Origin of the sequence: Herbivorax alkaliphila (genome assembly GCF_030848475.1) — a bacterium.
Classification (GTDB): Bacteria; Bacillota; Clostridia; order Acetivibrionales; family Acetivibrionaceae; genus Herbivorax.
This window is the reverse complement of sequence record NZ_JAVDDS010000001.1, coordinates 44,430-70,075: the sequence shown is the minus strand read 5'-3', so window position 1 is coordinate 70,075 and position 25,646 is coordinate 44,430. Positions and strand designations below refer to the sequence as shown.

Sequence of the window (25,646 nt, the reverse complement as noted above, 5' to 3'; positions counted from 1 at the left end):
CACTTATAAAGGAGCAAAACATGCTTAAGTGTGACATAAAAAAAGAAGATTACAAATGCTGGTTAAAGTATAAAAAGATAAAAAATGTAAAGCTATTAGACATATATATCACACAGTGTAAAGATATTATTACTGAGATAGATACGCCAATAGTCAATTCAGCGAAAGCTGAATTGTCTAATGGTTTCTATGGGATGTTAGGCATAAAGCCAAGTGTGTCTAAAAAGCCAGAGGGTTCAGCATTTATTGTATTGGGTATATTAGGCAGGAATGAATATATAGATAATGAGGTTTTAGCATCTGAAAAAGATAAAGTATATAAAGATGGTTATCTTATAAAGACAATCAACAAAAATGGAAAAAAATATATTGCAATAGCCTCAAAGACAGAAAAAGGTATTTTGTATGGGGCGTATGCATTTTTAAGACTTATGCAGATGCAAAAGGACATTGATGATTTATTAATAATTGATAATCCCCATAACCTTTTAAGAATTGTCAATCACTGGGACAATATAGATGGCAGTATCGAAAGAGGTTATGCGGGAGAGTCTATTTTTTTTGAAAAAGATAAAATTATAAAAGATAAAAATAGAATAAATGATTATGCTAGGCTGTTAGCTTCAGTGGGCATAAACGGTGTTGTAATTAACAATGTAAATGTACATGAAATAGAGTCTAAGCTTATTACAAAAGAATATTTAAATGATGTGGCAAAGCTTTCAGAAGTGTTTAGAAATTATGGTGTTACATTATATTTGAGTATAAATTATGCCAGTCCTATTGAACTTGGGAACTTGGATACTGCTGATCCTTTAGATGAAGGTGTAAAGCTGTGGTGGAAAAATAAAGTAAAAGAGATATATGATTTAATTCCTGATTTTGGAGGATTTTTAGTAAAGGCTGATTCAGAGTTTCGACCAGGGCCTTTCACATATGGACGAAATCATGCAGATGGAGCTAATATGCTTGCAGAAGCATTAGAGCCCTTTGGAGGAATTGTTATTTGGAGATGTTTTGTGTACAACTGTCTTCAGGACTGGAGAGACAGGGAGACAGATAGAGCAAAAGCAGCCTATGACAATTTTAAGCCTCTAGATGGCTTGTTTCATGATAACGTGTTATTGCAGATTAAAAATGGACCTATGGATTTTCAGGTTAGAGAGCCTGTTTCTCCTCTTTTTGGAGCCTTAGAAAAAACAAATCATACTATTGAGTTTCAAGTAACCCAGGAATATACAGGTCAGCAAAAACATCTGTGTTATCTTGTGCCAACGTGGAAAGAAATACTTGATTTTAATACAAGAATAGATGGGGAAAATGTAACTGTTAAGGAAATAGTAAATGGTTCATTTTTTAAAAACAAATATAGTGGAATAGCTGGTGTAGTTAACGTAGGAAATGACACAAATTGGACGGGACATCAACTGGCACAGGCTAATCTCTATGGGTTTGGACGTCTTACATGGAATCCTAATTTGTCATCAGAGAGTATAACTGATGAGTGGGTAAAGATGACATTTTCAAATAAAAAGCATGTAGTTGATGTTATAGCTCATATGTTACTTAGTTCTAGGAGTATTTATGAGAACTACACAACTCCATTAGGGATAGGCTGGATGGTAAATCCAGGGCATCATTATGGTCCTAATGTGGATGGATATGAATACGATAAGTGGGGAACTTATCACAGGGCTGATATTAATGGAATTGGTGTAGATCGTACAATGAAAACAGGTACAGGATATACAGGTCAATACAGTAAAGAGATTACAGAACTTTATGAGAATATGAATAAATGTCCTGAGGAATTGATTCTTTTCTTCCATCACGTACCCTATAGTTACAGGTTAAAGTCTGGAGTAACCTTAATTCAGCACATTTACAATACTCATTTTGAAGGTGTTGAGCAGGTTAAAGAGCTTATTAAAAAGTGGAACAGTCTAGAGGGTGAGATAGAAAAAGAATCATTTAATCATGTATTAGAAAGGCTTTATATGCAGCTTGAACATTCAAAAGAGTGGAGAGATGTTGTGAATACGTATTTTTACAGAAAGACTGGTATAAACGATGAATTGAATAGAAAAATTTATTAAGTATAAATAAAATTATTTTAAATTAACGTAAAATGGTAACCTGAATTACCAGGAGGTTTTTTATGGAAAAACAAATACCTAATTATAAAAATAAAGAGCTTAGTTTTGAAGAAAGAGCTAAGGATTTGGTCTCAAGGATGACTCTTGAGGAAAAGGTAATGCAGATGTTACACAGTGCACCTGCAATACCACGACTTGGAATAAAAGCGTATAACTGGTGGAGTGAAGCCCTTCATGGAGTTGCAAGGGCAGGAACTGCAACAATGTTTCCACAGGCTATTGGCATGGCGGCAACGTTTGATGAAGATTTAATATACAAAATTGCCGATGTTATTTCCACTGAAGGAAGGGCTAAGTTTCATGAGTTTCAGAGAAAAGGAGATTGTGGAATATATAAAGGATTGACATTTTGGTCTCCGAATATAAATATTTTCCGAGATCCTAGATGGGGAAGAGGTCATGAAACATATGGAGAGGATCCATATTTGACAGGAAGACTAGGAGTGTCATTTGTTAAAGGAATACAGGGTAATGATGATAAATACCTAAAGGCTGCTGCCTGTGCAAAACACTATGCCGTTCACAGTGGTCCTGAAGGAGAAAGACATGAGTTTGATGCAGTTGCATCTGAAAAGGATATGCGTGAAACATATCTTCCGGCTTTTAAAGAGTGTGTAGAGGAAGCACAGGTTGAAGCTGTAATGGGTGCATATAACAGGACAAATGGAGAACCCTGTTGTGGCAGTAAGACATTGCTTAAAGATATATTAAGAAAAGAGTGGGAATTTAGTGGACATGTAGTTTCTGATTGCTGGGCTATAAAGGATTTCCATGAAAATCACATGGTTACAAAAACTGCTCCTGAATCAGTTGCATTAGCTGTTAATAACGGATGTGATTTAAATTGCGGTAATATGTATGGTAATCTATTAATTGCACATAAAGAAGGACTTGTAGATGAGAAAACAATAGAAGAGTCTGTTATTAGATTAATGATTACAAGAATGAAATTGGGAATGTTTGATGATGAGAAAGAAGTTGCTTATTCAAAAATTCCATATGAAATGAACGATTGCAAAGAACACAGGGAATTTGCACTTGAGATGTCAAAAAAATCACTGGTTCTTTTAAAGAATGAAAAAAATATACTTCCACTTGATAGAGACAAAATAAAGTCAATTGCTGTAATTGGGCCTAATGCTGATAGTAGAGATGCATTAATAGGCAATTATTTTGGAGATGCTTCAAAATACGTTACTGTTTTAGATGGAATTAGAGAGGCTGTATCTGAAGATACCAGAATATATTATGCCGAAGGCTGCCACCTATATAATGAAAGTCCTGGTTTAGCTGAAAGAGGTGCAGGTTTTGCAGAAGCTCTTTCAGTTGCAGACAGGTCTGATGTTGTAGTTATGTGCTTAGGACTTGATGCCACTATTGAAGGAGAACAGGGAGATGTGTCTAATGAATATGCCAGTGGTGATAAGCTTCATTTAAATCTTCCAGGGCTTCAGCAAGAACTACTAGAAGAAGTTCATAAGGCAGGAAAACCTGTTATTTTAGTTTTGCTTTCCGGTAGTGCATTAGCAGTTACTTGGGCAGATGAAAATGTTCCTGCAATTGTTCAGGCATGGTACCCAGGGGCAGAGGGCGGAAAAGCAATTGCATCAATGCTTTTTGGTGAATACAGCCCTTCTGGAAAGTTACCGATAACATTTTACAAAACAACAGAAGAACTTCCTGATTTTAGAGATTATTCAATGAAAAATCGCACATATAAATATATGGAAAAGCCTGCTCTTTATCCCTTCGGATATGGTTTAGGATATACTAAGTTTGAATACAGCGAATTAAAGATTTCAAAGGATAAAGTGAATGCAGGAGAGAATGTGCAATGTAGTGTAAAAGCAAAAAACACAGGCAACTTTAAGGCTGATGAAATTGTTCAAATGTATATAAAAGAGGTTGACAATCCAGAGGCTCCAAAATGGCACTTAGAAGGATTTAAGAGAATAAATTTAGCACCTAGAGAAGAGATGACAGTTCAGTTTGAATTGACCAAAAAGCAAATGTCCTTTATAAATGAAAAGGGGCAGCGTATTATAAAACCAGGTGCCTTTAAAGTGTACGTTGGAGGAAGTCAGCCTGATGAGAGAAGTCAGCAGTTGACAGGGACTAAAGTTGAAGAAGCAGTATTTGAAGTTACAGGAAATATGGTACAATTAGAATATTAATAAATTACATGGGGGGATAAAATTGGCTTATTTACTTGGAGTAGATATAGGTACGTCAGGGACAAAGACTGTATTATTTGATGAAAGTGGAAATACAATTGCCAGTGCATTAGAAGAGTATCCTCTGTATCAACCTAATGTAGGATGGGCAGAGCAAGATCCAGAAGACTGGTGGAGAGCGACATACAAATCAATAAATCAAGTTATAGCAAAAAGTGGAGTTGATTCCTCTGAAATTAAGGGTTTAGGTCTTTCAGGACAGATGCACGGTGCTGTTTTGTTAGATAAAAACGCCAATGTGCTTAGAAAAGCAATAATCTGGTGTGACCAAAGAAGCTATTTAGAATGTGATCAAATCACTTCAATGATAGGAAAGGAAAGGCTGATTGAGATAACTGCAAATCCAGCTTTGACAGGATTTACAGCCTCTAAAATCCTCTGGGTTAAAAATAATGAGCCTGAAATTTTTGAAAAGGTAAGTAAAATACTTCTTCCAAAAGACTATATAAGATTTCGTCTAACTGGAGAATTTGCTACCGAAGTTTCTGATGCAAGTGGTATGCAATTAATGGATATACCAAAGAGAAAGTGGAGTGATGAGGTACTAGAGAAGCTTGAAATAAATAAAGACATGCTTGGTACTATGTATGAATCCTTTGAAATAAGTGGTAAAGTTAACAGCAGTGCAGCTAAATTAACTGGCTTAAAGGAAGGCACATCTGTTGCAGGTGGTGGTGGAGACCAAGCAGCAGGTGCAATTGGAAATGGGATTGTTAAACCTGGAGTTATTTCTTCAACCATTGGAACTTCAGGGGTTGTCTTTGCTTTTTCCGATAATGTAACGATAGATCCATTAGGAAGAGTACATACTTTCTGTCATGCTGTGCCTAATACATGGCATGTTATGGGAGTTACACAGGGAGCGGGTTTATCCCTTAAGTGGTTTAGGGATAATTTCTGTATAGAAGAAAAAAGAACAGCCGAGCTTATGAAAACAGACCCTTATATATTAATGGATCAAGAGGCTGAAAAAGTAGATGTTGGCTGTAATGGACTTATATACTTGCCTTACCTAATGGGTGAAAGAACACCACATCTTGACCCTAAAGCAAAGGGAGTATTTTTTGGATTGTCTGCAAAGCATGAAAAGCAGGATCTTATAAGAGCGGTAATGGAAGGAGTTGTGTACAGTCTTAAGGACTGTATGGAAATAATTAGAGGTATGGGCGTGGATGTTTCACAGGTAAGAGCTTCTGGTGGTGGAGGAAAGAGTAAATTGTGGAGACAGATGCAGGCAGATGTATTTGGAACAGATATTGCTACCATCAGTTCAAGCGAAGGACCAGCCCTTGGTGTGGCACTGCTTGCAGGTGTTGGATCAGGTGTTTATAACAGTGTGCCTGAAGCCTGTGATGCAGTTATTAAAGTAAAAACAATACAAAATGCAAATAAAGATTTTAATAAAAAATATAGTAAGTATTACAGTGTATATAAAGGACTTTATAATTCGCTTAAAAAGGATTTTAATGATTTATCTGATATAATTGAGTAAAAAATAAAAAATTAATAATAAACAGGAGGAAATAAAGATGGCAGAGTTTTTTAAGAATGTTTCGAAAATAAAGTACGAAGGTAAAGATTCGGATAATCCCTTGGCGTTTAAATATTATAATCCAGATGAGGTGATTGCCGGAAAGACAATGAAAGAGCATTTGAGATTTGCAGTTGCTTACTGGCACACATTTCAGGGCGTGGGAGTAGATCCATTTGGAGCTGGTACAGCTGTAAGACCTTGGGATGGTATGACAGATGCTATGGACATTGCAAGGGCAAAGGTTGATGCAAATTTTGAATTTTGTGAAAAGCTAGGGGTTCCATTTTTCTGTTTTCACGACAGAGATATAGCACCTGAGGCTTCAACATTGAGGGAAACTAATAAAAGGCTTGATGAAATAGTTGCAAAAATAAAAGATTACTTAAAAAACAGCAGTGTTAAGTTGTTGTGGGGTACAACAAATGCATTTTCAAATCCTAGATTTGTGCATGGTGCATCTACTTCTCCAAATGCAGATGTATTTGCATTTGCAGCAGCTCAGGTTAAAAAAGCTATGGAAATTACCCATGAACTTGGTGGTCAAAACTATGTATTCTGGGGTGGAAGAGAAGGATATGAGACACTACTTAATACTGATATGAAGCTTGAACTTGACAATATGGGTAGATTTTTGAATATGGCTGTTGACTATGCAAAAGAAATTGGATTTAAAGGACAGTTTTTAATTGAGCCTAAGCCAAAAGAGCCTACAAAACATCAATATGATTTTGATACTGCAACTGTATATGGTTTCTTACAAAAATATGGACTGGATAAAGATTTTAAAATGAATATTGAAGCAAACCATGCTACTTTGGCTGCTCATACTTTCCAGCATGAGCTTCATGTATCAAGAATAAATGGATTGCTTGGAAGTATAGATGCAAATCAGGGAGATTTGTTATTAGGATGGGATACAGACCAATTCCCAACCAATATTTATGATGCTACTCTTGCAATGTATGAAGTGATAAAGGCAGGTGGGTTTACAACTGGAGGATTAAACTTTGATGCTAAGGTTAGAAGAGGCTCATTTGAACCAGAAGATCTTTTCTATTCTCATGTTGCAGGCATGGATACATTTGCAAAGGGATTAAAAGTTGCATATAAAATGGTTCAAGATGGCAAGTTGGAGAAATTTATTGATGAAAGATATAAAACTTATCAAAGTGGCATAGGAAAAGATATTGTAGATGGAAAAATTGGTTTCAAAGAGTTAGAAAAACATGCTCTTGAAAATGATCAGGTTAAAAATGTTTCAGGTAAGCAGGAAATGCTTGAAGCTATTCTTAATCAATATATTTTAGAAGGGTAATATTTAAAATATAAATTTTTTATATACCATAATTCCCTTGTTTAACGATGTAAAAGGCTGCTTTTAAAGCAGTCTTTTACTAGAATAAAGGAGTATAAGCAATACCCCTAGAAGGTAGAGACTTATAGTGAACTCGTTTAGCTAAAGCTAAACATCGGGGATTTAGGTGGAGTCTTAGAATAAGATTAAATAAAGTGAGGAAATATTATGGGTATTATTAAAGAAAAATTTTCTGAGGGAAAAGACTTGGACAATATATATATATATACATTGTCTAATGACTCTGGAATGAAAGCGAAAATAACAAATTATGGCGGGATAGTGGTATCACTTTTTGTTCCTGACAACAGTGGAAAAGTGGATGATGTTGTTTTAGGATACGACAACATCCGCAGCTATTTTAAAAACAGTTGTTATTATGGTGGAATAGTAGGGAGACATGCTAATAGAATTGAAGGTGCATCTTTTGAGCTTAATGGTAAAGTATACAATTTAGCGAAAAATGATGGAGAAAACCATATCCACGGTGGAAATATAGGTTTTCACAGTGTAATCTGGAATGCAGAAATAATGAAAAAAGATGATGTGGAGTGTCTCAAATTGTCTTATAGGAGTAAAGATGGAGAAGAAAACTATCCTGGTAATCTTGATGTAACTGTAATCTATAAAGTTACAAAGGACAATGCTCTTTCAATTGAATACTATGCAGTCTCTGACAAAGATACAGTGGTGAATCTTACAAATCATTCTTATTTTAATCTTTCAGGTCATGGCTTTGGGGATGTATTAAATCATGAAGTTATGATTAATGCAGAAAAGTTTACTCCAATAGATGAGTACTCAATACCTACAGGAGAGATAAGAGAGGTGTCAGGTACTCCTATGGATTTTAGGCAAATGAAGCCAATAAAAAAAGCAATTGAAGAAAAAGATAATCAGATTTTATATGGAAAAGGATTCGATCACAACTGGGTTTTAGATACAAAAGATATAATGCAAAAAGCGGCGGAAGTATTTGATCCAATTAGCAAAAGGCGTATGGAAGTTTACACGACAAAGCTAGGAGTACAGTTTTATACAGGTAATAATATTGCAGATTCACAAGTTGGTAAAGATGGGGTCAAGTATAAAAAGAGAAGCGGAATTTGTCTTGAAACTCAGTATTTCCCAAATGCATTAAAACACAAACATTTTCCTTCACCAATTCTAAAGGCAGGAGACGAATATAAGCACAAGACTATATATAAATTTGTATAATACCAGTAAATTAAAAGGGCGATTTTTTTGTTTCTAGATAGAAAGGAAGCAAGAAAATCGCCCTTTTACCTTTATGGGTGCATGTTATTTAAGTGAATGAAAATATGGAATAAACATTGTTCTTCACCTTTAATATATACACCCTTATTTTTATAAACATGTTGACAAATTTAGTTTTTGCATGTATTATTATATAAAACATATAGGTTTAGTTGGGATTAAAAAATGATATATAAAAATGTTAGGAGCGTGAATAATATGAATCGAAAATTAAACTTTGACACATTACAGGTACATGCAGGTCAGGAACCTGATCCTACAACAGGATCAAGAGCAGTTCCTATTTATCAAACTACTTCATATGTATTTGAAGATGCACAGCATGCAGAGAATCTTTTTGCATTAAAGGAACCTGGTAATATATATACTAGAATAATGAATCCTACCAATGATGTTTTAGAAAAAAGAATAGCGGCATTGGAAGGTGGAGCGGGTGCTTTAGCAGTTGCCTCAGGATCGGCCGCCATAACCTATGCTGTGTTAAACATTGCAGAGAGTGGAGACGAAATTGTATCTGCTAGCACTCTTTATGGTGGAACATATAATTTATTTTCAGTTACATTACCAAAATACGGAGTAAAAACTACTTTTGTTGATCCAGATGAACCTGAAAACTTTAGAAAAGCAATTAATCAAAAAACAAAAGCAATATTTATAGAGTCTATTGGAAATCCAGGAGCAAATCTTATTGATATTGAGAAAGTAGCAAAAATTGCCCATGAAAATGGATTACCTCTAATTGTTGACAATACTTTTGGAACACCGTATCTAATAAAGCCATTTGATTTTGGAGCAGACATAGTTGTACATTCTGCAACAAAGTTTATAGGTGGACATGGCACATCAATAGGAGGTCTCATTGTTGATTCGGGTAAATTTGACTGGAAGGCAAGTGGCAAATTTCCAGGACTCACAGAGCCAGATCCAAGTTATCATGGAGTAAAATATTTTGAGGCATTAGGACCTTTGGCATATATCACCAAGGCGAGAGTTCAACTTTTAAGAGATACTGGTGCAGCAATTAGTCCTTTTAACTCTTTTCTTCTACTTCAAGGTCTTGAAACACTATCATTGAGAGTTGAAAAACATGTCTTGAATACTAAGAAAATTATTGAGTTTCTAAAAAGTCATCCTAATGTATCCTGGGTTAATTATCCAGGAATTAAAGAAAGTAAATATTATGAACTTTCACAAAAATATTTTCCAAAAGGGGCAGGTTCCATATTTACTTTTGGAATTAAAGGTGGAATAGAATCTGCTAAAAAATTCATTGACAGTCTTCAGGTTTTTTCGCTTTTGGCAAATGTGGCAGATGCAAAATCTCTTATAATTCATCCTGCAACTACAACTCATGGACAGTTGTCAGAGCAAGAACAGAAAGATGCAGGAGTCACTCCTGAGCAGATAAGGATTTCTATTGGTATAGAAGATGCAGAAGATCTTATTTACGATCTTGATCAGGCATTAAAAAAAGCAGTTAAATAATTAATTATATTTAAATAAAAGTGAGTGGGGCTAAATGCCCCATACTTTTATTTAATACACCCACTTCCTAAGGCAACACATCATTTATTAGATACCTCCAAGCTCTAATTTTAACTTGCTATCTATTTAAAAAATCAGTATAATAAAGTTAAATTAATATGTTACTTGAGCCATTATCTAATTATATTTATTTAAATTAAAGATTCAAATCACTAATAAAGTCAAAGAATAAAAGGAGTAAAAATGATTAATCAACTTAAAAGCAAGCGGCATATTTTAATGGATATTGGTTTATTTCTATTCTTATTAATATTTATAATAATACTTGGACAAAGTTTTATAAGTATTATAAGACCTTTTATTTATGCTTTAGTTGTTGCATATATTTTAAATCCAGTTGTTAATTCTATCGAAAAGAGAAAAGTAAAAAGAGTTTTTGCCATATTGATTGTTTTTTTCTCAATCTTTATCATAGTGTCATCTGCATTTGCAATAATTATACCTAGGTTTTCCAGAGATATTTCTGAGTTTGTCAGCGAAGAAATCCCGAAGATTCTAAATTTTGTCAATAGAATTATAGATGATTTTAGAGCTGGAGAGTTGTGGATTTTGCCTGAAGTAGTCTACGATTACATAAATATAGATAGTGAATTAGAGAGAATTACTGAAGTTATAGGAGATTCCTTTAGTGAGCTTTCAACTGCAATAGTGGAAAGCACAGGTACACTTTTAGACATAGTGCTAACACCTATTATTTCATTTTATTATCTTAAAGATAAAGATACTCTTATAAAATCATTTATGAGGTTGATAAATAATAAAGCAAAGGAAAAATTAGTTGTTATAGCAGGTGAGATAAATGTTGTATTAGGTGGATTTATAAGAGGACAACTTATAGTAGCAGCATTTGTGGGTATACTCACAGGAGTGGGGTGCAAAATAATAGGTGTTCCTAATTCTCTTACAATTGGACTTGTGGCAGGAGTTACCAATATCATTCCTTATTTTGGTCCATGGATAGGAGGAATATTACCGGTAGTTCTTGCTATGATGGACAACCCAATAACAGCTTTGTGGGTTATTATATTGATAGTTGTTGTACAGCAGGTAGAGTCTAGTTTTATTTCTCCTCAAGTTATGTCTCGCAGTGTAGGCCTTCATCCTTTAGCTGTTATGTTCTCGGTTTTATTGTTTGGAAATGCTTTTGGAATTATCGGAATGATAATTGGGGTTCCTTTGACTGCAACAGCAATTGTAGTTTTTAAGCACGTTATGGACTTTAGAAAATCACTTAGAGAAAAATTTGCAAAAAAATAAATATAATATATAATTATCAGAAAGCTTAAATTTTTATAATTTTTAAAAGTGGTAAAAAGATGAATATTGAAGGGTGTGTTTTATATGCTTGTAATTTTATCAGGAAGTTCTGGAGTTGGAAAAAATACAGTTATTAATGAGGTTTTAAAACAAAGTAATAATATTGAACTGATGCCTACCATTACAACAAGGGAGATGAGAAGTGGTGAAGAACCTGGAAAACCGTATGTTTTTGTGACAAAAGAAGAATTTGAACAAATGATAAAAGAGGGAGAACTTATAGAGTATCAAATTGTACATGGATTTTATTATGGTACTCCTAAAAGAATAGTTGAAGAAAAACTTAAAGATAAGAAAATTCTTATAAAAGATATTGATGTAGATGGAACTCAGGTTTTGGCCAAAAATCTTAAAAATGTGGTGACTATTTTTATAAAGCCTGCTTCTAAAGAACAGCTTATTGAAAGACTTAAATCTAGGGGTGAAACAAGAATTGATGCACGACTTGCAAGATATGACTATGAGGAAGAGATGTCAAAAAAATATCAATACATAGTAGTAAATGATAAATTAGAAGATGCTATTGAAAAAATTACAGAAATAATTAATAGGGAATATCAAAAGAGATAATTCTTTAATATTTGGCAGTAAGTGATAAGCTAGAGGCATACAAACCCAAAAGTGTAAAAACATATCAGCGTTTGACAAAGGGATTTTAGAGTGCTATAATTTTAACAATAGCATAAACCGATGATTAAGAATAGTAGGAATAATTTTTTGTACAAAGAGAGCTGCTGTTTGCTGAAAGGCAGTTACAAGGGTTATTTTGAATGGACTTGAGAGGGAAGCCCCTAAATTGTAATCAAGAGTAGGTGCTTACGGAAAACCCTATCCGTTATCAGGGGGATGTATATGATTGTATACAAGTTGAGTGGGCGTTTATCGTCAAATTGGGTGGTACCGCAGAAGTTAATGGCTTTTGTCCCTTATGGGATAAAGGCTTTTTTTGAGTTCTTTGCAAAAAAAGTGAAAACAAAAGAGGTTAAATTTTTTATGAGTTGCTTTTAGATTTAAAGTTTTAAAAACAGAAAATGCAGTCTTTTAATGATTGATAAAAGGAGGATGTTTTATGCCAGAGGGAAGATTTGGAATTCATGGTGGACAGTATATACCAGAGACACTTATGAATGCAGTTAGTGAACTTGAAAAATCATATAACCATTTTAAAAATGACAAGACTTTTAATACAGAGTTAAAAGAATTGTTAAAAAACTATGCAGGTAGACCGTCACTTATTTACCATGCAGAGAAAATGAGTGAAGATTTAGGTGGAGCAAAAATTTATTTAAAAAGAGAGGATCTTAATCATACAGGCTCACATAAAATAAACAATGTGTTAGGACAAGTTTTGCTTGCAAAGCATATGGGTAAAACCCGTGTGATTGCGGAGACAGGAGCAGGGCAGCATGGTGTGGCAACTGCTACTGCAGCAGCTCTTTTAGGACTAAAATGTGAAATTTTTATGGGAAAGGAAGATACAGAGAGGCAGGCACTTAATGTTTTCAGGATGGAACTTTTAGGTGCAAAAGTACACACAGTTACAAGTGGAACTCAAACTTTAAAAGATGCAGTTAATGAAACAATGCGTGAGTGGACAAATAGAGTTGATGATACTCACTATGTGCTTGGTTCTGTAATGGGTCCTCATCCTTTTCCTACAATTGTAAGGGACATGCAGAGCATTATAGGAAGAGAAGTTAAATCACAAATGATAGAAAAAGAAGGTCGTCTGCCGGATGTTTTAATGGCGTGTATCGGAGGAGGCAGTAACGCAATGGGGTTATTTTATGATTTTATTAAGGATACAGAGGTAAGGCTTATTGGATGTGAGGCAGCAGGGCATGGTATAGATACAGATAAGCATGCAGCAACTATGACAGTAGGAACTCCTGGTATATTTCATGGAATGAAGTCATATTTTTGCCAAGATGAATATGGTCAGATTGCACCTGTGTACTCAATATCAGCAGGACTTGATTATCCTGGAATAGGTCCGGAACATGCAAATTTAAAAGACATGAAGAGAGCAGAATATGTGTCTGTTACAGATGCAGAAGCTGTTGAAGCCTTTGAATACCTTTCTAGAATGGAAGGCATTATTCCTGCAATTGAAAGCTCTCATGCAGTGGCATATGCCAAAAAACTTGCGCCTAAAATGAAGAAAGATCAAATAATTGTAATTTGTCTTTCTGGAAGAGGAGATAAAGATGTTGCTGCAATAGCTCGTTATAAGGGGGAAGAAGTATATGAGTAAATTAAAACATGCATTTGAAAACAAGAAAGCTTTTATACCATTTATTACAGCAGGAGATCCTACCCTTAAAGTCACTGAAGAATTGGTAATAAAAATGGCTGATGCAGGTGCTGACTTGATTGAACTTGGTATACCATTTTCTGATCCAGTTGCAGAAGGGCCTGTAATCCAGGAAGCGGATTATCGTGCACTGGAAGGTGGAACAACGACAGATAAAATTTTTGATATGATCTCAGATGTCAGAAAATCCTGTGATGTTCCGTTAGCTTTTATGACATATGCAAATCCTGTATTTACTTATGGGACTGATAAGTTTATGAAAAAGTGCAAGGAAGTAGATGTATCGGCAGTTATTATCCCTGATATTCCTTTTGAAGAAAAAAAAGAAATCATCCCCTTTTCATCAAAATATGGAGTTGATTTTATTTCAATGATTGCACCAACCTCACAAAGTCGTATACGTACCATTTCACGTGAAGCACAGGGATTTTTGTATTGTGTTTCCTCTATGGGAGTAACTGGAGTTCGTCAGGATATCGGAAGTGAAGTAGGAGAAATGATTAAGGCGGCAAAGCAGGTAAATGACATTCCATGTGCAATTGGCTTTGGTATTTCTGATCCAGAGCAAGCAGCAAAAATGAGTAAAATTTCTGATGGGGTAATTGTGGGAAGTGCAATTGTTAAAATTATAGGCAAGTACGGTGAAAACTGTGTACCCTATGTGTTAGATTATGTACGCACTATGAAGGAAGCAATTGTTTGATTTTGTGTAAATTCATCCCAAAGATTTTGTTATTGTTAAATGGCATATTTTAAGAATTACTAAAAGTGAAGGTTCACTTACAAAAATATATTTAAAAAGCATCTCTAATCATTATACTTAGAGGTGCTTTTTTAAAAATAAAAAAATTTTAAAAATTTATTATTTAGCAGGATATTCTACTGATATTGTAGAATATATAAGATAAGTAATGTTTACTAAGACTACGTGGAAATGTTAGACATGTTATTAGATATAAAGACTTGTGTTATCTCGTAGATATTCATTTCAAAATGGATGCTTTTGTTTGCAAATCATTATACATAAATATCGCATTTAAATTTTATACAGACTTTTGTCAATCTAATTTAAGAAAATAAATTACCTAAACAGATTATAAAGCTAAAAATAAATAAGAGTTATACTATAAAAAATTGTCGGAGGTATTTTTATGAAAAACAATATAAAAGGAATAAAAAAATACTTGAATCCATTAAACATAGCATATAGTTTCGTAATCGTTATTGCAATATTTTTCGGTCTTTTTATTTATAGAATGTCTGAGGCACCTATGGCTTTCGTAAGTGGTGCAGGTGTCTGTATTATAATTGCTTTAATTATAAATAAAGCTACAAATTTAACGCTAAAAAAAGCAATTAACAATATGAATAAGCAACTGGAAAAATATAATCAGGGTGATTATTCACAATCATTAGAAAAAATCAATGTTGATTATATTGATAAAATAATATCCTGCATGAATAATTTAGTTGAAGATACAAGAAGTCTTATTGGAGATTTTTTTTCACTGTCATCTTCAATTGTTGAGTCAACTAAAGGTGTAGCTGTAGTTTCGGAAAAAACATTAAAATCAATTGATAAAATGTCAAAAACTGCTGAAGATATAGCAGCAGGAGCATCTTCCCAAGCAGAAGAAGCACATCAAAGTGTAAAAGTGGTAGATAGGCTATCAGATCAAATAAACTTTTTATCTGATAGCTATGAGGATGTAACTAAAGAGACAAACAGTATTAACCAATTAAACTCTGTAGGTCTGCAATCAGTGAGTGTTTTACATGAAAAGTCAGAGGTCACTTATGATTCCTATGAAAAGATATTTTCAGTAGTTGAAAAGTTTGCTAATAAAACAAAAGATATTGGTTTGTTTGTAGAATCAATAGAAACAATTTCGGAACAAACAAATCTTCTTGCATTAAATGCAGCTATAGAAGCTGCAAGAGCTGGAGAAGCAGGTAAAGGTTTTGCTGTTGTTGCTGAAGAAGTAAGAAAACTTGCAGATCAAAGCAGAAAATCTACAGAGGAAATAAATATTCTTATGTCAAATATTGAGCAGGAGTCTAAAATGGCAATTGATTCAATGGAAACGTTTAAGCAGGTTTCCATTGATCAGAATTCTGCAGTGGGTAAAACAGATAGGGCTTTTAATGATATCGCCAATGCAATTAATTCTTTAGTACAAAAAAATAATGAAATTAATCAGTCAGTATCTAAAATGTTAGATGTTAAAAATGAAGCAATTTCATCAAGTGAGAACATTTCGTTGGTATCACAGAAAACAGCTTCTTCCACTCAAGAAGTTGCTGCCATTACTGAAAGTGAATTAAAGTATGTAAAAGAAATGAAAGAGAATTCTTTAAAGTTAGAACAGATGGTAATAGATTTAGATAACAAGCTTAAAAAATATAAAATTAAGTGAGTGAATAAAAGTACAGTATATATTAAATGTGAAGAACAAGATTCTAGAAACACCCTATACTACCCTTAAAATTTATATCATAACTTTCAGGTGGATTGAAATCTCCACCTGAATTTAACTAAACCAATTCATATACACTCCCTCCATAGATACCTATCTTTTTTAAGATATAGAAATATGAGAGTAGTCTAACTTTTTTCTGAATAACACTTGTGTTATGCAATAACAGTATGTACAATATAAATATAAAAGTTTTAAAAAAAGCCTTGTACTATTTCTAATGGATTGAATGCAGTCCTTGATAGTAAAGTCTTAGAAAAACAAATTAATGTATATAGGGGTATTTTTATGAGGACAAAAGTATTTGTTGTTTTTTTTATGTTTGTTTTTTTTATGTCAAATTTAGTTGTTACAAGTTCAGGTGGAGATAGAGATGAAAATATAGAAATAATTACACCTGTTTCTGTTATGGAAAGAGCTCCTTATTATGAAGGGCAAAAACTTACAGTTGTTTTTTCTATAAAAAACAAAGAAGAAGAACCAATTTATATTGATTCTATAATGGCAGCAGTTGTTAATGGAGAAGAACAATACTCGAATTCTCAATGGTTTAGAACTGTTGCGATTAATCCAGATAGTTCATATCATTTTAAGGGAGATATTACCTTTGATGAATCAGGTAAGTATAGTGTTTTTATCTGTTATAAAAGGCAAGATGGCAAGTGGATTAAATTTGATGAACAATCTTCAACTTTTGAAATAGAGATAAATAGTAAAAGTGACTCTGAGAATATGAAACCTAAAGCTTTACCAAATGCCTATAAAGGTAGCCAATACGGACCTATAAATATATTTTCAAATGACAACAATGAAAAAATCAATTTAGATGGTAAAGTTCTTCCAGAAGGCTTGGATTTTTCTAAGGATGGATACATTTCAGGTATTCCGACTAAAGCAGGAGAATTTATATTTGAGATAACTGAATTAAAAAAAACATATAAAATTAAAGTAGAGGAAAATACCGATTCCTTATTCGAGGAAGTTGTGATAAAAAAGGATGAGGTTCTTTTTCCAACTGCACAGGCAATAGAGTTTTCAGATATAAAAAATCATTGGGCTAAAGACATAATTATGCGTATGTATTCATTGGGAATTATAAAAGGTTTTCCTGATGGGATGTTTTATCCTGATGAGCCTGTAACAAGAGCAGAGCTTTCAGCAATGGTGTTTAATGCATTGAACTTTTCACTAGATGAAGATTTTACAAGTGATTTTATAGATATTGAAAAACATTGGGCAAATGATTTTATATCTCAAATAAGCAATCATTTTATATTTATAGAAGATGAAGTTTTTAATCCAGATATACCTGCAAATAGAGAAGAAACGGTGGCAGTTATTGCAAGTGCAGCAGGACTAAATCATTCATATGTTAATCCTGCAATCGTGGATTGTGTTTTTGAAGATTCTGCATCAATTTCTCATTCATTAAAAGAATTAATAGCCCAGTGTTATTTAAATGGTATTGTTAGAGGATATGAAGATGGTAGTTTTAATCCCAGTTCAAATGTAACAAGAGCAGAGGTGTGTACCATTATTGAAAACATTTTAGCAAATGGTGTGTCAAGTGACATTCTTTCTTCAAGACCTTTTGATAATCAAGATTATTTAATAGAGGCCAATTCATTTGATAGTTTTTTAGCTCAAAACTACTCAGACTCAGATGAAGATTATTTAATGCCGGCTACAAGAGGTGGTTCTTCTTCTAGATTTGATGAGAGAAAATTGAGGGAAATGAGACTTGAATACATTTTTGGGAAAAATGATGATGGCACGTATAACACTTATAGCACTAAAGAAGAAGCTGATGCACATATGGTAAAAATTGATATTAAAGTATGGGATTTTGATTCTAGTACTGGAGAAAAAATCACAAAAACTTTAGATCTTACAGTTAATGAGAAAATTGCAGATGAGACTTTAGAGATATTTAATTTAATATATGAACACGAAGAAAGGTTCCCTATTAATTCAGTAGTTGGATATGATTGGAGACCACCTTATGGTTCAAATAACAGAATTTCTGAACACAATTATGGAACTGCTATAGACATAAATTGGGCAGACAATCCCCATGTATTAAATGGAGTAGCGGTTACTCAAGGTAGATGGGAACCAGGAGTAAATCCTTACTCTATACCACCAGATGGTTCTGTAGTGCAAATATTTAAAGCTTACCAATGGGCGTGGGGTGGTGACGCATGGGGAAGCCACAATAGAGATTATATGCACTTTAGCTTTTTAGGAAATTAAAGGTTTTTGATGTTCTTCTAAGATTGTGGATGTTTGATAAAGTTAAACCAGTTTACTTAAAAGATAAAAATGAAAATTTTAACCTCAGATTTTATAAAAGAGGGCTTTTATTATAAAAAGCCCTCTTTAACAATAGAAAGTTGTCTATAGATAAAAAATGTGATTGCCTATCCTTGTAAGATATTGCCTATTTTGTACAATCCACGTTCCAGCCGATTTATCCGGATTAAAAAAGTACATTGAGTTTCCAACAGGCCTTGCTCCATTTAATGAGTCTTTTGCAGCTTGTACACTGGACTGGGAAGGCATATTATAAATTGTACCTTCAGCAACAGGACTGAACTGAGGAATGTGCTTGTAGTATTCAAAAATAACACCATAAATTGTATCTGGAAACCGAGGTGAATTAACTCTATTTAACACAACGTTTCCAACAGCTACCTGTCCTTGGTAAGGTTCACCTTGAGCTTCTGAATTTATAATTCTAGAAAGCCAGTATACGTCGTCTGAATTATATGATTGTGAAGAAAATTCAGTGCTGTTTTCTGAATATAACAAAGACTTTGTTTGAGTTCCAGCAATGCCATCCACTGTAAGTCTATTATCTGATTGAAAGTTAATAACTGCTCTTTCAGTTATTTTTCCAAATATGCCGTCTATGGAACTTTGATAGTATCCTCTGTTTTGCAGAGTTTGTTGAAGCCTTGTAACTTTACTTCCTCTACTTCCAAATCTTAAATTAGAATAATTGTTATTTGGTTGACTGGAGTAAAGTAGAGATTTTGTTTGAGTTCCAGCAATGCCATCAACGGTAATTTTATTATCTAATTGAAAGTTAATGACTGCTCTTTCGGTTATACTTCCAAATATACCGTCTACGGAACTTTGATAGTAGCCTCTGTTTTGTAGAGTTTGTTGAAGCCTTACAACATCATTGCCTCTACTTCCCAATCTAAGATTTGAATATGATGAATTTCCATAGGATGATATTGGTTGTAGAGAGCATACAACTATAATTAACAATAACAAAATTGTTTTTTTAGCTTGCATCTGTATCCTCCTTTCTGTACTAAACTTTTTAGGGGTTTGCAGTGTTGCAATAATGGTATTATACAAAAGTGAACTAATTATGTAAACCTATTCTGAACACATACCACAAATTACTAAAATCAAGACAAATAATATAAAACTATAAAGTGCAGTGCCATTATTAGGTAGGATGCTTTTATTGACATAGTCCAAAGGTTATTATAAAATCGATAATGTAGTAAAATTAAAAAGTTATATAATTAATTCACAGAGATTCTAAAGGAGATAATGAATTTTACCCTTAAGTGAATTAGAATTGAAAATTATTAAAGGTGGTATTGTTAAATGAGATGGATGAAGCAGACTATAGCGATTCTTTTGCTTTTTTGTGTGTTTACAGTGGTGCAACAGGAAGTTCAGGCAGGACTTTCAAGGCAGACATTTATAACTGTTAAGGTAAACGATAATTTTGTTAAAATGGATGTTCAGCCGTATATAACTGATGGCAGGACACATGTTTCGATACGTTTTATAGCAGAGACATTAGGGGCTGATGTAATCTGGGAACCTGAAAAAGAAAAAGCAGTTATACTTTATGAGGACACTGAAATTGAAATGTATGTTGATGATAATATACTTTTAGTAAATGATATAAAACAAACAATGGATACAAGTATTGAAATTGTTGATGGTCGCATTATGGTGCCTGTTAGGTTTATTGCTGAAAACTTAGATTGTGGTGTAAAATGGGATGAATCAACATATTCTGTAGTAATTGAGAAAGAAGATATTGAGATTTCAAAAGACTACATATATGAAAGGGAGTACACTGACGAAGACTTAATGTGGCTTGCTAGAATAACAAATGTGGAAGGTGGAGGTTTATCTCTAGATGCAAGGGTAGCAATTGCAAATGTGGTACTAAACAGAAAAGAAAGCCCACGGTTTCCTGATAACATTTATGATGTTATTTTTGATAAGGCATATAATGTTCAATTTCCCCCTGCACACAGGGATGGATTTAAAGAGCTAGAGCCTACGAGAGCCTGTATTATAAGTTCTAAAATGGCGTTAGAAGGAGTTAATAATATAGATAATGCTTTGTTTTTTAACAATGTGCCATTTGCAACTAACAGTGTAACTTTACATGAAATAATAGATGGTATGTATTTTTATTTCTAATAAAATATAAATTCAATTTAAGTTGCCAAACCTATTTCAAATTAGCACTAAATTGTTTATAATGGATTTAGGGAATTATTATATCAAGAAAAGTAAAGGAAATTATTAAAAGCTTACATGTTTAAGTTTTTAGTAAGTAATGGGGGTTTTTTTATGAAGTGTAGAAAGTTTATAAGTTTTATTTTATTAAGTTTTATTATTTTTAGTTTATCTTCATGTTTTGTTTCAGATGGTAATGAAGTTAACGATGAAAATGGACATGCTGTTGAAGATTACGACAGCTTTGTAGCAGAGGTTGAAGGTGAAAAGATAACAGAATCAGAATTAAGATTTATCCTTGGTCATATGAAAGATATATCAGAAGAAAGTTCTAATTTAAGTGGGGCAGATGATGAGCAAATAAAAATGTTTTGGGAAGAAGAAATTGATGGCGAAAAGAGAAAAGATATAGTAAAGAGGGCTTCTCTTGATGATTTGATAGAAGTAAAATTATTGGTTAGCAGAGCAAAAGAAGAGAATGTTCAGCTAGATGAATTAGACAATATAGAAATAGATGAGCTTATGTGGCAATATATTCAAACAAATGGAGGAGAGGAACTTGCAGAAATAAAACTACAAAAAGACTTTGGTATGAATTTAGATGAGTACGAGAAGATAAATGAAGAGCTTATACTTTCGGCAAAATATAAAGATGAGGCAGCTAAAAATATTGAAATTGACGAGGAAGATATTAGAAAGTATTATGATGATAATATTGATAGAGTTGAAATGGTGAGTATTAAGTATATTTTGTTTCTTACAGAGACTCATGAGTATGATGACCCTATGACGGAAGAAGAAATAGAAGAGAAAAAAGAGTTAGCGAAAGAGGTCTTGAGCATGGCGGAGGCTGGTGAAGATTTTGATAGCTTGACAGAGGAATACACAGAAGACCCGGAATATCAATTATATGGAAATGAGTATACTTTTTCCAGAAACAGTGCAAGCGAGGATTTAAAAGAATGGAGTTTTAGTTCAGATGAGGGAGAACTCACTATGCTAGAAGTACCTGCGGGCTTTATGGTGTTAAAGCTTAATGAAAGACATGGTTTTGAATATGTTAAAGAAGGCATTAAACAGACTTTGCAAAAACAGGAATTTGAAAACAATTTAAAACAGTGGAAAAAACAAGATTTTGCAATCAATCAAGAAGTATTAGACTCAATTAGTATACTTGATTAGTAAGTCGATATAAACGTTAAAAAAGTTTAGTTGTGCAGCCTAGCAAGATGGATTTAAAAATGTTTTGTTAGGTTGCTTCTTTCATAAAGGTATTATATTTAAGAGCAAAGTATTTAATATGTTTAAGATTTAAGCAAAAAATATAAGAGAGTTCTAAAAAAAGAAGTTGTTGCAATAATTTAAAAAATAGCTTTTTAAGTAGTGCTTACAAGATACAAAATGATTGTTAGGAGGTACAGTTTATGGGAATAGGTAGTAATGAATTTTATGACAACAAAACATTAGATGAATTAACTGAGCTAGCAAAAAAAAGCGATAAAATCAATCCTGAACTATATGGTAAGTTTGATGTAAAACGAGGTTTGAGGGATATCAATGGTAAGGGTGTAATTGCAGGGTTAACTGAAATTGGAGAAGTACATTCATATATTATCGATGAAAATGAAGTGGTACCAGTTCCAGGCAGGTTGCTTTATAGGGGAATTGATATTGAAGATTTGGTAGAAGGCTTTATTAATGAGGGACGTTTTGGTTTTGAAGAGGTCTGCTATTTGTTGTTATTCGGTGAGCTACCTGACAGAAATCAACTTATATCTTTTGAGGAGTTTCTTGCAGAGTATAGAAGACTTCCTAAAAGCTTTGTTCGTGATATGATAATGAAGGCACCTAGTAAGGATATAATGAATGTACTTTCAAGAAGTGTACTGGCATTATATAGCTATGATAGTATGGCAGATGACACTTCTATTAAAAATGTGCTAAGGCAGTGCATTCAAATGATAGCATACTTTCCTTTATTGGCAGTGTACGGATATCAAGCCTATTCCCACTATCATGGAGATAAAAGTCTTTTTATTCATAGCCCTAGACCAGATATGAGTACTGCGGAAAATATTTTACATATGTTAAGACCTGATAGTAAATTTACAAGGTTAGAGGCATCTCTTTTAGACCTTGCTCTTGTACTTCATGCTGAACATGGAGGAGGAAATAATTCTACTTTTGTCACCCATGTTGTAACTTCATCAGGAACAGATACCTATTCTGCTATGGCAGCTTCTCTTGGCTCTCTTAAAGGTCCGAGACACGGAGGAGCTAATATAAAAGTTGTTCAAATGTTTGAAGACATTAAAGAAAATGTGAAGGACTGGAAAGATGATGAAGAAATTGCAAATTATCTTGATAAAATTCTAAAAAAGGAAGCTTTTGATGGTGCAGGTCTAATTTATGGAATAGGTCATGCTGTTTATTCTATATCTGATCCTAGAGCTGTTATATTCAAGGAATATGTTGGAAAGCTTGCAGAGGACAAGGGGTTAGAGGAGGAATTTCAACTTTACGCTAGAGTAGAAAAAATAGCTCCTGAAGCAATTGGGAAAATAAGAAAAATATATAAAGGTGTTAGTGCAAATGTAGACTTTTATTCTGGATTTGTGTATAGAATGTTGGATATTCCACCTGAATTATATACACCTATATTTGCTATATCAAGAGTGGTTGGTTGGAGTTCTCATAGGATTGAAGAAATATCAAATAGAGGAAAAATAATCAGGCCGGCATATAAAAGTATTGCTAAAAGAAGAAACTACACAAAAATAGATAAAAGATAACCTTAAATCAATATATCACTAAAATAATTCCATTGGGAGCTGTTTTTATACATTTCAGCGAAATTTTAATACAAAAAAATATAAAAATAGTATAATATAAAAGACGATGTGATAATTCCAGTAGATAATCAGGGATGTGAAATGACAATTTCACATCTTTGATTATAGGTTTTGTAGTGAAGTTAATGTTTTAAAAGTGAGAAGAATTTTAATAGATTCATCTGCATTCTAGTCCTAGCAGTTGTTTTAGTTTTTTGATTTTAAATCTACTTATTGGAATGTCAACTTCTAGTCCTTTTAATTTGGCAATGTAACTGTTAGTTCCTAGCCAAGGGGTTATTTTTATTATGTTATTCATGTTGACAAGATAGCATCTGTGGCATCGAAAAAAATTCAAGTCGTTTAAACGATTTTCCAAAGAGTCCAAGGTTTCTTTCACCTTGTACTTGTCATTATTTGTCATTGCAAGGGTGTTTCTGTTTTCAGATGTAAAACAAACAATGTCGCTTATATTAAAAACAAACATTTCATCATCTTTCCAAACAGCGATTTTTTCACTGCCTAAAGTGATTTTCTTTTCTATATTGCTTACTCTTTCCATTAGACTTGAAATACAGTTATAAATTACTGCACTGTTATCTTCCTGTTGTAAATTAAGAATATTTCCAGGAAATAGTGCATCCTTTTTTTTAATTGATGAAAATTCCGACAAAATATCATCAAGAACCTGAGAAGTTTCGGCATAAAAGTTGTCAACAACTGTATTTGTTTCAAAATCATTTTTTGGTAATTCAGTACTTACTTTTTTTATTGAGTCTATATTTTGATGTATAGTTATCAAAGCAGAGTTAATTTTCTCAGAAGCATTTTTTATATATGATTTAATAGATGATATTTCAGAATTATCGTCATTTTCATGTAAATAATTTTTTATCTTAGAAATTTTACTTTCATGTAAAATGCCTTCAATTGTGGAACATAAGTATTCTATATCCCAAGGTTTTTGAATAAACTTATTTATTACTCCATTATTGACAATAGTTTTTATAGCATTAAGAGTTGCCTGTCCTGTAAGAAGTATGCAGGAAGTAGAAGGGCAAAGAAATTTTATTTTTGTTAGCAACACATCACCTTTCATATGAGGCATAAGATAATCACATATTACTATAGGAATGTCCCTGCCTTCAGATATTAGTTCTTCTATTAGATCTAATGCTTCTTCACCACTTTCAGATATTTCAACTTGAAAAGAATCATTAAATTTAACTTCAAGTTGGCTTTTAAGACTATCAAGAACTATTTTTTCGTCATCTATACATACAACAACTGGAATCATCATAATACGGTCTCCATTTAAAAAAAATATTATTTATTATTTTAAGTTTTCTTAAACTCAATTTTATTTTTAATGTTTAGAGTTAGCTAAAGCTAAGCTAGCTCACTAAATATCATGTTTCTATTATTTTCAACATATTTCTAAGACTATCTATTTCTGATTCAATATTTGATATTCTTATATCATCGCATGAGTCGATTATATTTTTTAGTTTTAGCACCGTTGAATACATTTCTTTTAAAGTATTTAAATGAGATATAATTTCACCTGCTTCATTTGAGTTTAGAAATCTTTCTTTTAAGAGAGAGTTCTCCATATCCTGTATTTTTTGCTTTATTTGCATTTCTTCACTAGAAAGAAATAAAAAATCCTCTTGTTGTCTCTTTTTCATATAGTATAAGTCTATGCCTTCAGTAATAGCTTTTTTAAGGTCTTTTTTATCCCATGGTTTGTCAAAATATTTGTATAACTCAGCATTGTTTATTGCATTTGCTACGCCATCGATAACCGCTTGGCCGGTAAGCAATATTTTTAATGTATGGGGAGATTTCTGATGAATTTTATTAAGCAAAACATCCCCTTTCATTTCTGGCATTATATAGTCGCAAATAATTACAGGAATATCATATTCATCTGAAAGAAGTTCATCTACCAATTCGAGGGCTTCAAAGCTACTTTCTGCAATTTCTATGGCATATTTGTCGTCAATATAAGTTGATAATTCTGACTTCAAGCTGTTTAAGACAATTCTTTCATCGTCTATTAAGATAATAGCAACTTTGTTAAATGCATCACAATTCACTAAA

At 33.0% G+C, this 25,646-nt stretch carries 18 protein-coding genes and 1 other annotated feature; of the genes, 15 read left to right on the top strand and 3 right to left on the bottom strand.

All coding sequences use genetic code 11. The features are described 5' to 3' along the window. The first annotated feature begins 20 nt into the window (after nucleotides 1-20). The 12 genes from RBH29_RS00250 to RBH29_RS00195 all read left to right on the top strand — a co-directional run bounded on the left by RBH29_RS00250 (nucleotide 21) and on the right by RBH29_RS00195 (nucleotide 18,462). Entirely contained in the window at nucleotides 21-2,096 is a 2,076-nt protein-coding gene (locus RBH29_RS00250) for an alpha-glucuronidase family glycosyl hydrolase (RefSeq protein WP_306694237.1), read from the top strand. A gap of 62 nt (nucleotides 2,097-2,158) precedes the next feature. Further along, the gene (locus RBH29_RS00245) at nucleotides 2,159-4,330 is read left to right on the top strand and encodes a glycoside hydrolase family 3 C-terminal domain-containing protein (RefSeq protein ID WP_306694235.1); all 2,172 of its coding nucleotides are present in this window, start codon (nucleotides 2,159-2,161) and stop codon (nucleotides 4,328-4,330) included. Between the two features lie 22 nt (nucleotides 4,331-4,352). Then, nucleotides 4,353-5,882, top strand: a complete 1,530-nt coding sequence (xylB, locus tag RBH29_RS00240) for a xylulokinase (RefSeq protein WP_306694234.1) — start codon at nucleotides 4,353-4,355, stop codon at nucleotides 5,880-5,882. A gap of 37 nt (nucleotides 5,883-5,919) precedes the next feature. Next, nucleotides 5,920-7,239, top strand: coding sequence for a xylose isomerase (gene xylA, locus RBH29_RS00235; RefSeq protein ID WP_306694232.1), 1,320 nt, complete (start codon nucleotides 5,920-5,922; stop codon nucleotides 7,237-7,239). 207 nt (nucleotides 7,240-7,446) lie between these two features. After that, nucleotides 7,447-8,496 carry an aldose epimerase family protein gene (locus tag RBH29_RS00230; RefSeq protein WP_306694231.1) on the top strand — a complete coding sequence of 350 codons (1,050 nt, stop codon included), beginning with the start codon at nucleotides 7,447-7,449 and terminating at the stop codon, nucleotides 8,494-8,496. 258 nt (nucleotides 8,497-8,754) lie between these two features. Further along, on the top strand, nucleotides 8,755-10,041 hold the full coding sequence (locus RBH29_RS00225; RefSeq protein WP_306694229.1) for a homocysteine synthase: 1,287 nt from the start codon (nucleotides 8,755-8,757) through the stop codon (nucleotides 10,039-10,041). Between the two features lie 243 nt (nucleotides 10,042-10,284). After that, nucleotides 10,285-11,358 (top strand): AI-2E family transporter, encoded by a 1,074-nt coding sequence (locus tag RBH29_RS00220; protein ID WP_306694228.1) that lies wholly within the window; start codon nucleotides 10,285-10,287, stop codon nucleotides 11,356-11,358. Between the two features lie 84 nt (nucleotides 11,359-11,442). Continuing rightward, nucleotides 11,443-11,988 carry a guanylate kinase gene (gene gmk, locus RBH29_RS00215; RefSeq protein WP_306694227.1) on the top strand — a complete coding sequence of 182 codons (546 nt, stop codon included), beginning with the start codon at nucleotides 11,443-11,445 and terminating at the stop codon, nucleotides 11,986-11,988. Between the two features lie 111 nt (nucleotides 11,989-12,099). Then, nucleotides 12,100-12,348, top strand: a binding site (T-box leader). A gap of 139 nt (nucleotides 12,349-12,487) precedes the next feature. Beyond that, nucleotides 12,488-13,672 (top strand): tryptophan synthase subunit beta, encoded by a 1,185-nt coding sequence (trpB, locus tag RBH29_RS00210; protein WP_306694226.1) that lies wholly within the window; start codon nucleotides 12,488-12,490, stop codon nucleotides 13,670-13,672. After that, on the top strand, nucleotides 13,665-14,435 hold the full coding sequence (gene trpA / locus RBH29_RS00205; RefSeq protein WP_306694225.1) for a tryptophan synthase subunit alpha: 771 nt from the start codon (nucleotides 13,665-13,667) through the stop codon (nucleotides 14,433-14,435). The genes trpB and trpA overlap by 8 nt, the downstream gene beginning before the upstream one ends. 448 nt (nucleotides 14,436-14,883) lie before the next feature. Continuing rightward, nucleotides 14,884-16,149, top strand: a complete 1,266-nt coding sequence (locus tag RBH29_RS00200; protein ID WP_306694223.1) for a methyl-accepting chemotaxis protein — start codon at nucleotides 14,884-14,886, stop codon at nucleotides 16,147-16,149. A gap of 348 nt (nucleotides 16,150-16,497) precedes the next feature. Beyond that, a complete protein-coding gene (locus RBH29_RS00195; protein ID WP_306694221.1) occupies nucleotides 16,498-18,462 on the top strand; it encodes an S-layer homology domain-containing protein in 1,965 nt (654 codons plus the stop codon). 144 nt (nucleotides 18,463-18,606) lie between these two features. Here RBH29_RS00195 and RBH29_RS00190 read toward each other — a convergent pair whose 3' ends face one another. After that, nucleotides 18,607-19,512, bottom strand: a complete 906-nt coding sequence (locus RBH29_RS00190) for a peptidoglycan-binding protein (RefSeq protein ID WP_306694220.1) — start codon at nucleotides 19,510-19,512, stop codon at nucleotides 18,607-18,609. 324 nt (nucleotides 19,513-19,836) lie between these two features. Between RBH29_RS00190 and RBH29_RS00185 the strand changes: the two genes are divergently transcribed. The 3 genes from RBH29_RS00185 to RBH29_RS00175 all read left to right on the top strand — a co-directional run bounded on the left by RBH29_RS00185 (nucleotide 19,837) and on the right by RBH29_RS00175 (nucleotide 23,504). Beyond that, entirely contained in the window at nucleotides 19,837-20,673 is an 837-nt protein-coding gene (locus tag RBH29_RS00185; RefSeq protein ID WP_306694219.1) for a stalk domain-containing protein, read from the top strand. Between the two features lie 153 nt (nucleotides 20,674-20,826). Next, on the top strand, nucleotides 20,827-21,894 hold the full coding sequence (locus tag RBH29_RS00180) for a peptidylprolyl isomerase (protein ID WP_306694218.1): 1,068 nt from the start codon (nucleotides 20,827-20,829) through the stop codon (nucleotides 21,892-21,894). Nucleotides 21,895-22,136: 242 nt separating this feature from the next. Then, nucleotides 22,137-23,504, top strand: a complete 1,368-nt coding sequence (locus tag RBH29_RS00175) for a citrate/2-methylcitrate synthase (protein WP_306694217.1) — start codon at nucleotides 22,137-22,139, stop codon at nucleotides 23,502-23,504. Nucleotides 23,505-23,721: 217 nt separating this feature from the next. On the opposite strand, the gene RBH29_RS00170 is transcribed toward RBH29_RS00175, so the two are convergent. Beyond that, nucleotides 23,722-24,843, bottom strand: coding sequence for a response regulator transcription factor (locus tag RBH29_RS00170; protein ID WP_306694215.1), 1,122 nt, complete (start codon nucleotides 24,841-24,843; stop codon nucleotides 23,722-23,724). Nucleotides 24,844-24,952: 109 nt separating this feature from the next. Further along, on the bottom strand, nucleotides 24,953-25,642 hold the full coding sequence (locus tag RBH29_RS00165) for a response regulator (RefSeq protein WP_306694214.1): 690 nt from the start codon (nucleotides 25,640-25,642) through the stop codon (nucleotides 24,953-24,955). Between the last annotated feature and the right edge of the window lie 4 nt (nucleotides 25,643-25,646).

What these genes read in the sequence shown, in the direction of transcription:
- RBH29_RS00250 (WP_306694237.1), top strand. Translation starts at nt 21, where the DNA reads ATGCTTAAGTGTGACATAAAAAAAGAAGATTACAAATGCTGGTTAAAG.
- RBH29_RS00170 (WP_306694215.1), bottom strand. Translation starts at nt 24,843, where the DNA reads ATGATGATTCCAGTTGTTGTATGTATAGATGACGAAAAAATAGTTCTT.
- RBH29_RS00195 (WP_306694221.1), top strand. Translation starts at nt 16,498, where the DNA reads ATGAGGACAAAAGTATTTGTTGTTTTTTTTATGTTTGTTTTTTTTATG.
- RBH29_RS00175 (WP_306694217.1), top strand. Translation starts at nt 22,137, where the DNA reads ATGGGAATAGGTAGTAATGAATTTTATGACAACAAAACATTAGATGAA.
- RBH29_RS00225 (WP_306694229.1), top strand. Translation starts at nt 8,755, where the DNA reads ATGAATCGAAAATTAAACTTTGACACATTACAGGTACATGCAGGTCAG.
- RBH29_RS00185 (WP_306694219.1), top strand. Translation starts at nt 19,837, where the DNA reads ATGAGATGGATGAAGCAGACTATAGCGATTCTTTTGCTTTTTTGTGTG.
- RBH29_RS00180 (WP_306694218.1), top strand. Translation starts at nt 20,827, where the DNA reads ATGAAGTGTAGAAAGTTTATAAGTTTTATTTTATTAAGTTTTATTATT.
- RBH29_RS00230 (WP_306694231.1), top strand. Translation starts at nt 7,447, where the DNA reads ATGGGTATTATTAAAGAAAAATTTTCTGAGGGAAAAGACTTGGACAAT.
- trpB (WP_306694226.1), top strand. Translation starts at nt 12,488, where the DNA reads ATGCCAGAGGGAAGATTTGGAATTCATGGTGGACAGTATATACCAGAG.
- gmk (WP_306694227.1), top strand. Translation starts at nt 11,443, where the DNA reads ATGCTTGTAATTTTATCAGGAAGTTCTGGAGTTGGAAAAAATACAGTT.
- RBH29_RS00190 (WP_306694220.1), bottom strand. Translation starts at nt 19,512, where the DNA reads ATGCAAGCTAAAAAAACAATTTTGTTATTGTTAATTATAGTTGTATGC.
- RBH29_RS00220 (WP_306694228.1), top strand. Translation starts at nt 10,285, where the DNA reads ATGATTAATCAACTTAAAAGCAAGCGGCATATTTTAATGGATATTGGT.
- trpA (WP_306694225.1), top strand. Translation starts at nt 13,665, where the DNA reads ATGAGTAAATTAAAACATGCATTTGAAAACAAGAAAGCTTTTATACCA.
- RBH29_RS00245 (WP_306694235.1), top strand. Translation starts at nt 2,159, where the DNA reads ATGGAAAAACAAATACCTAATTATAAAAATAAAGAGCTTAGTTTTGAA.
- RBH29_RS00200 (WP_306694223.1), top strand. Translation starts at nt 14,884, where the DNA reads ATGAAAAACAATATAAAAGGAATAAAAAAATACTTGAATCCATTAAAC.
- xylA (WP_306694232.1), top strand. Translation starts at nt 5,920, where the DNA reads ATGGCAGAGTTTTTTAAGAATGTTTCGAAAATAAAGTACGAAGGTAAA.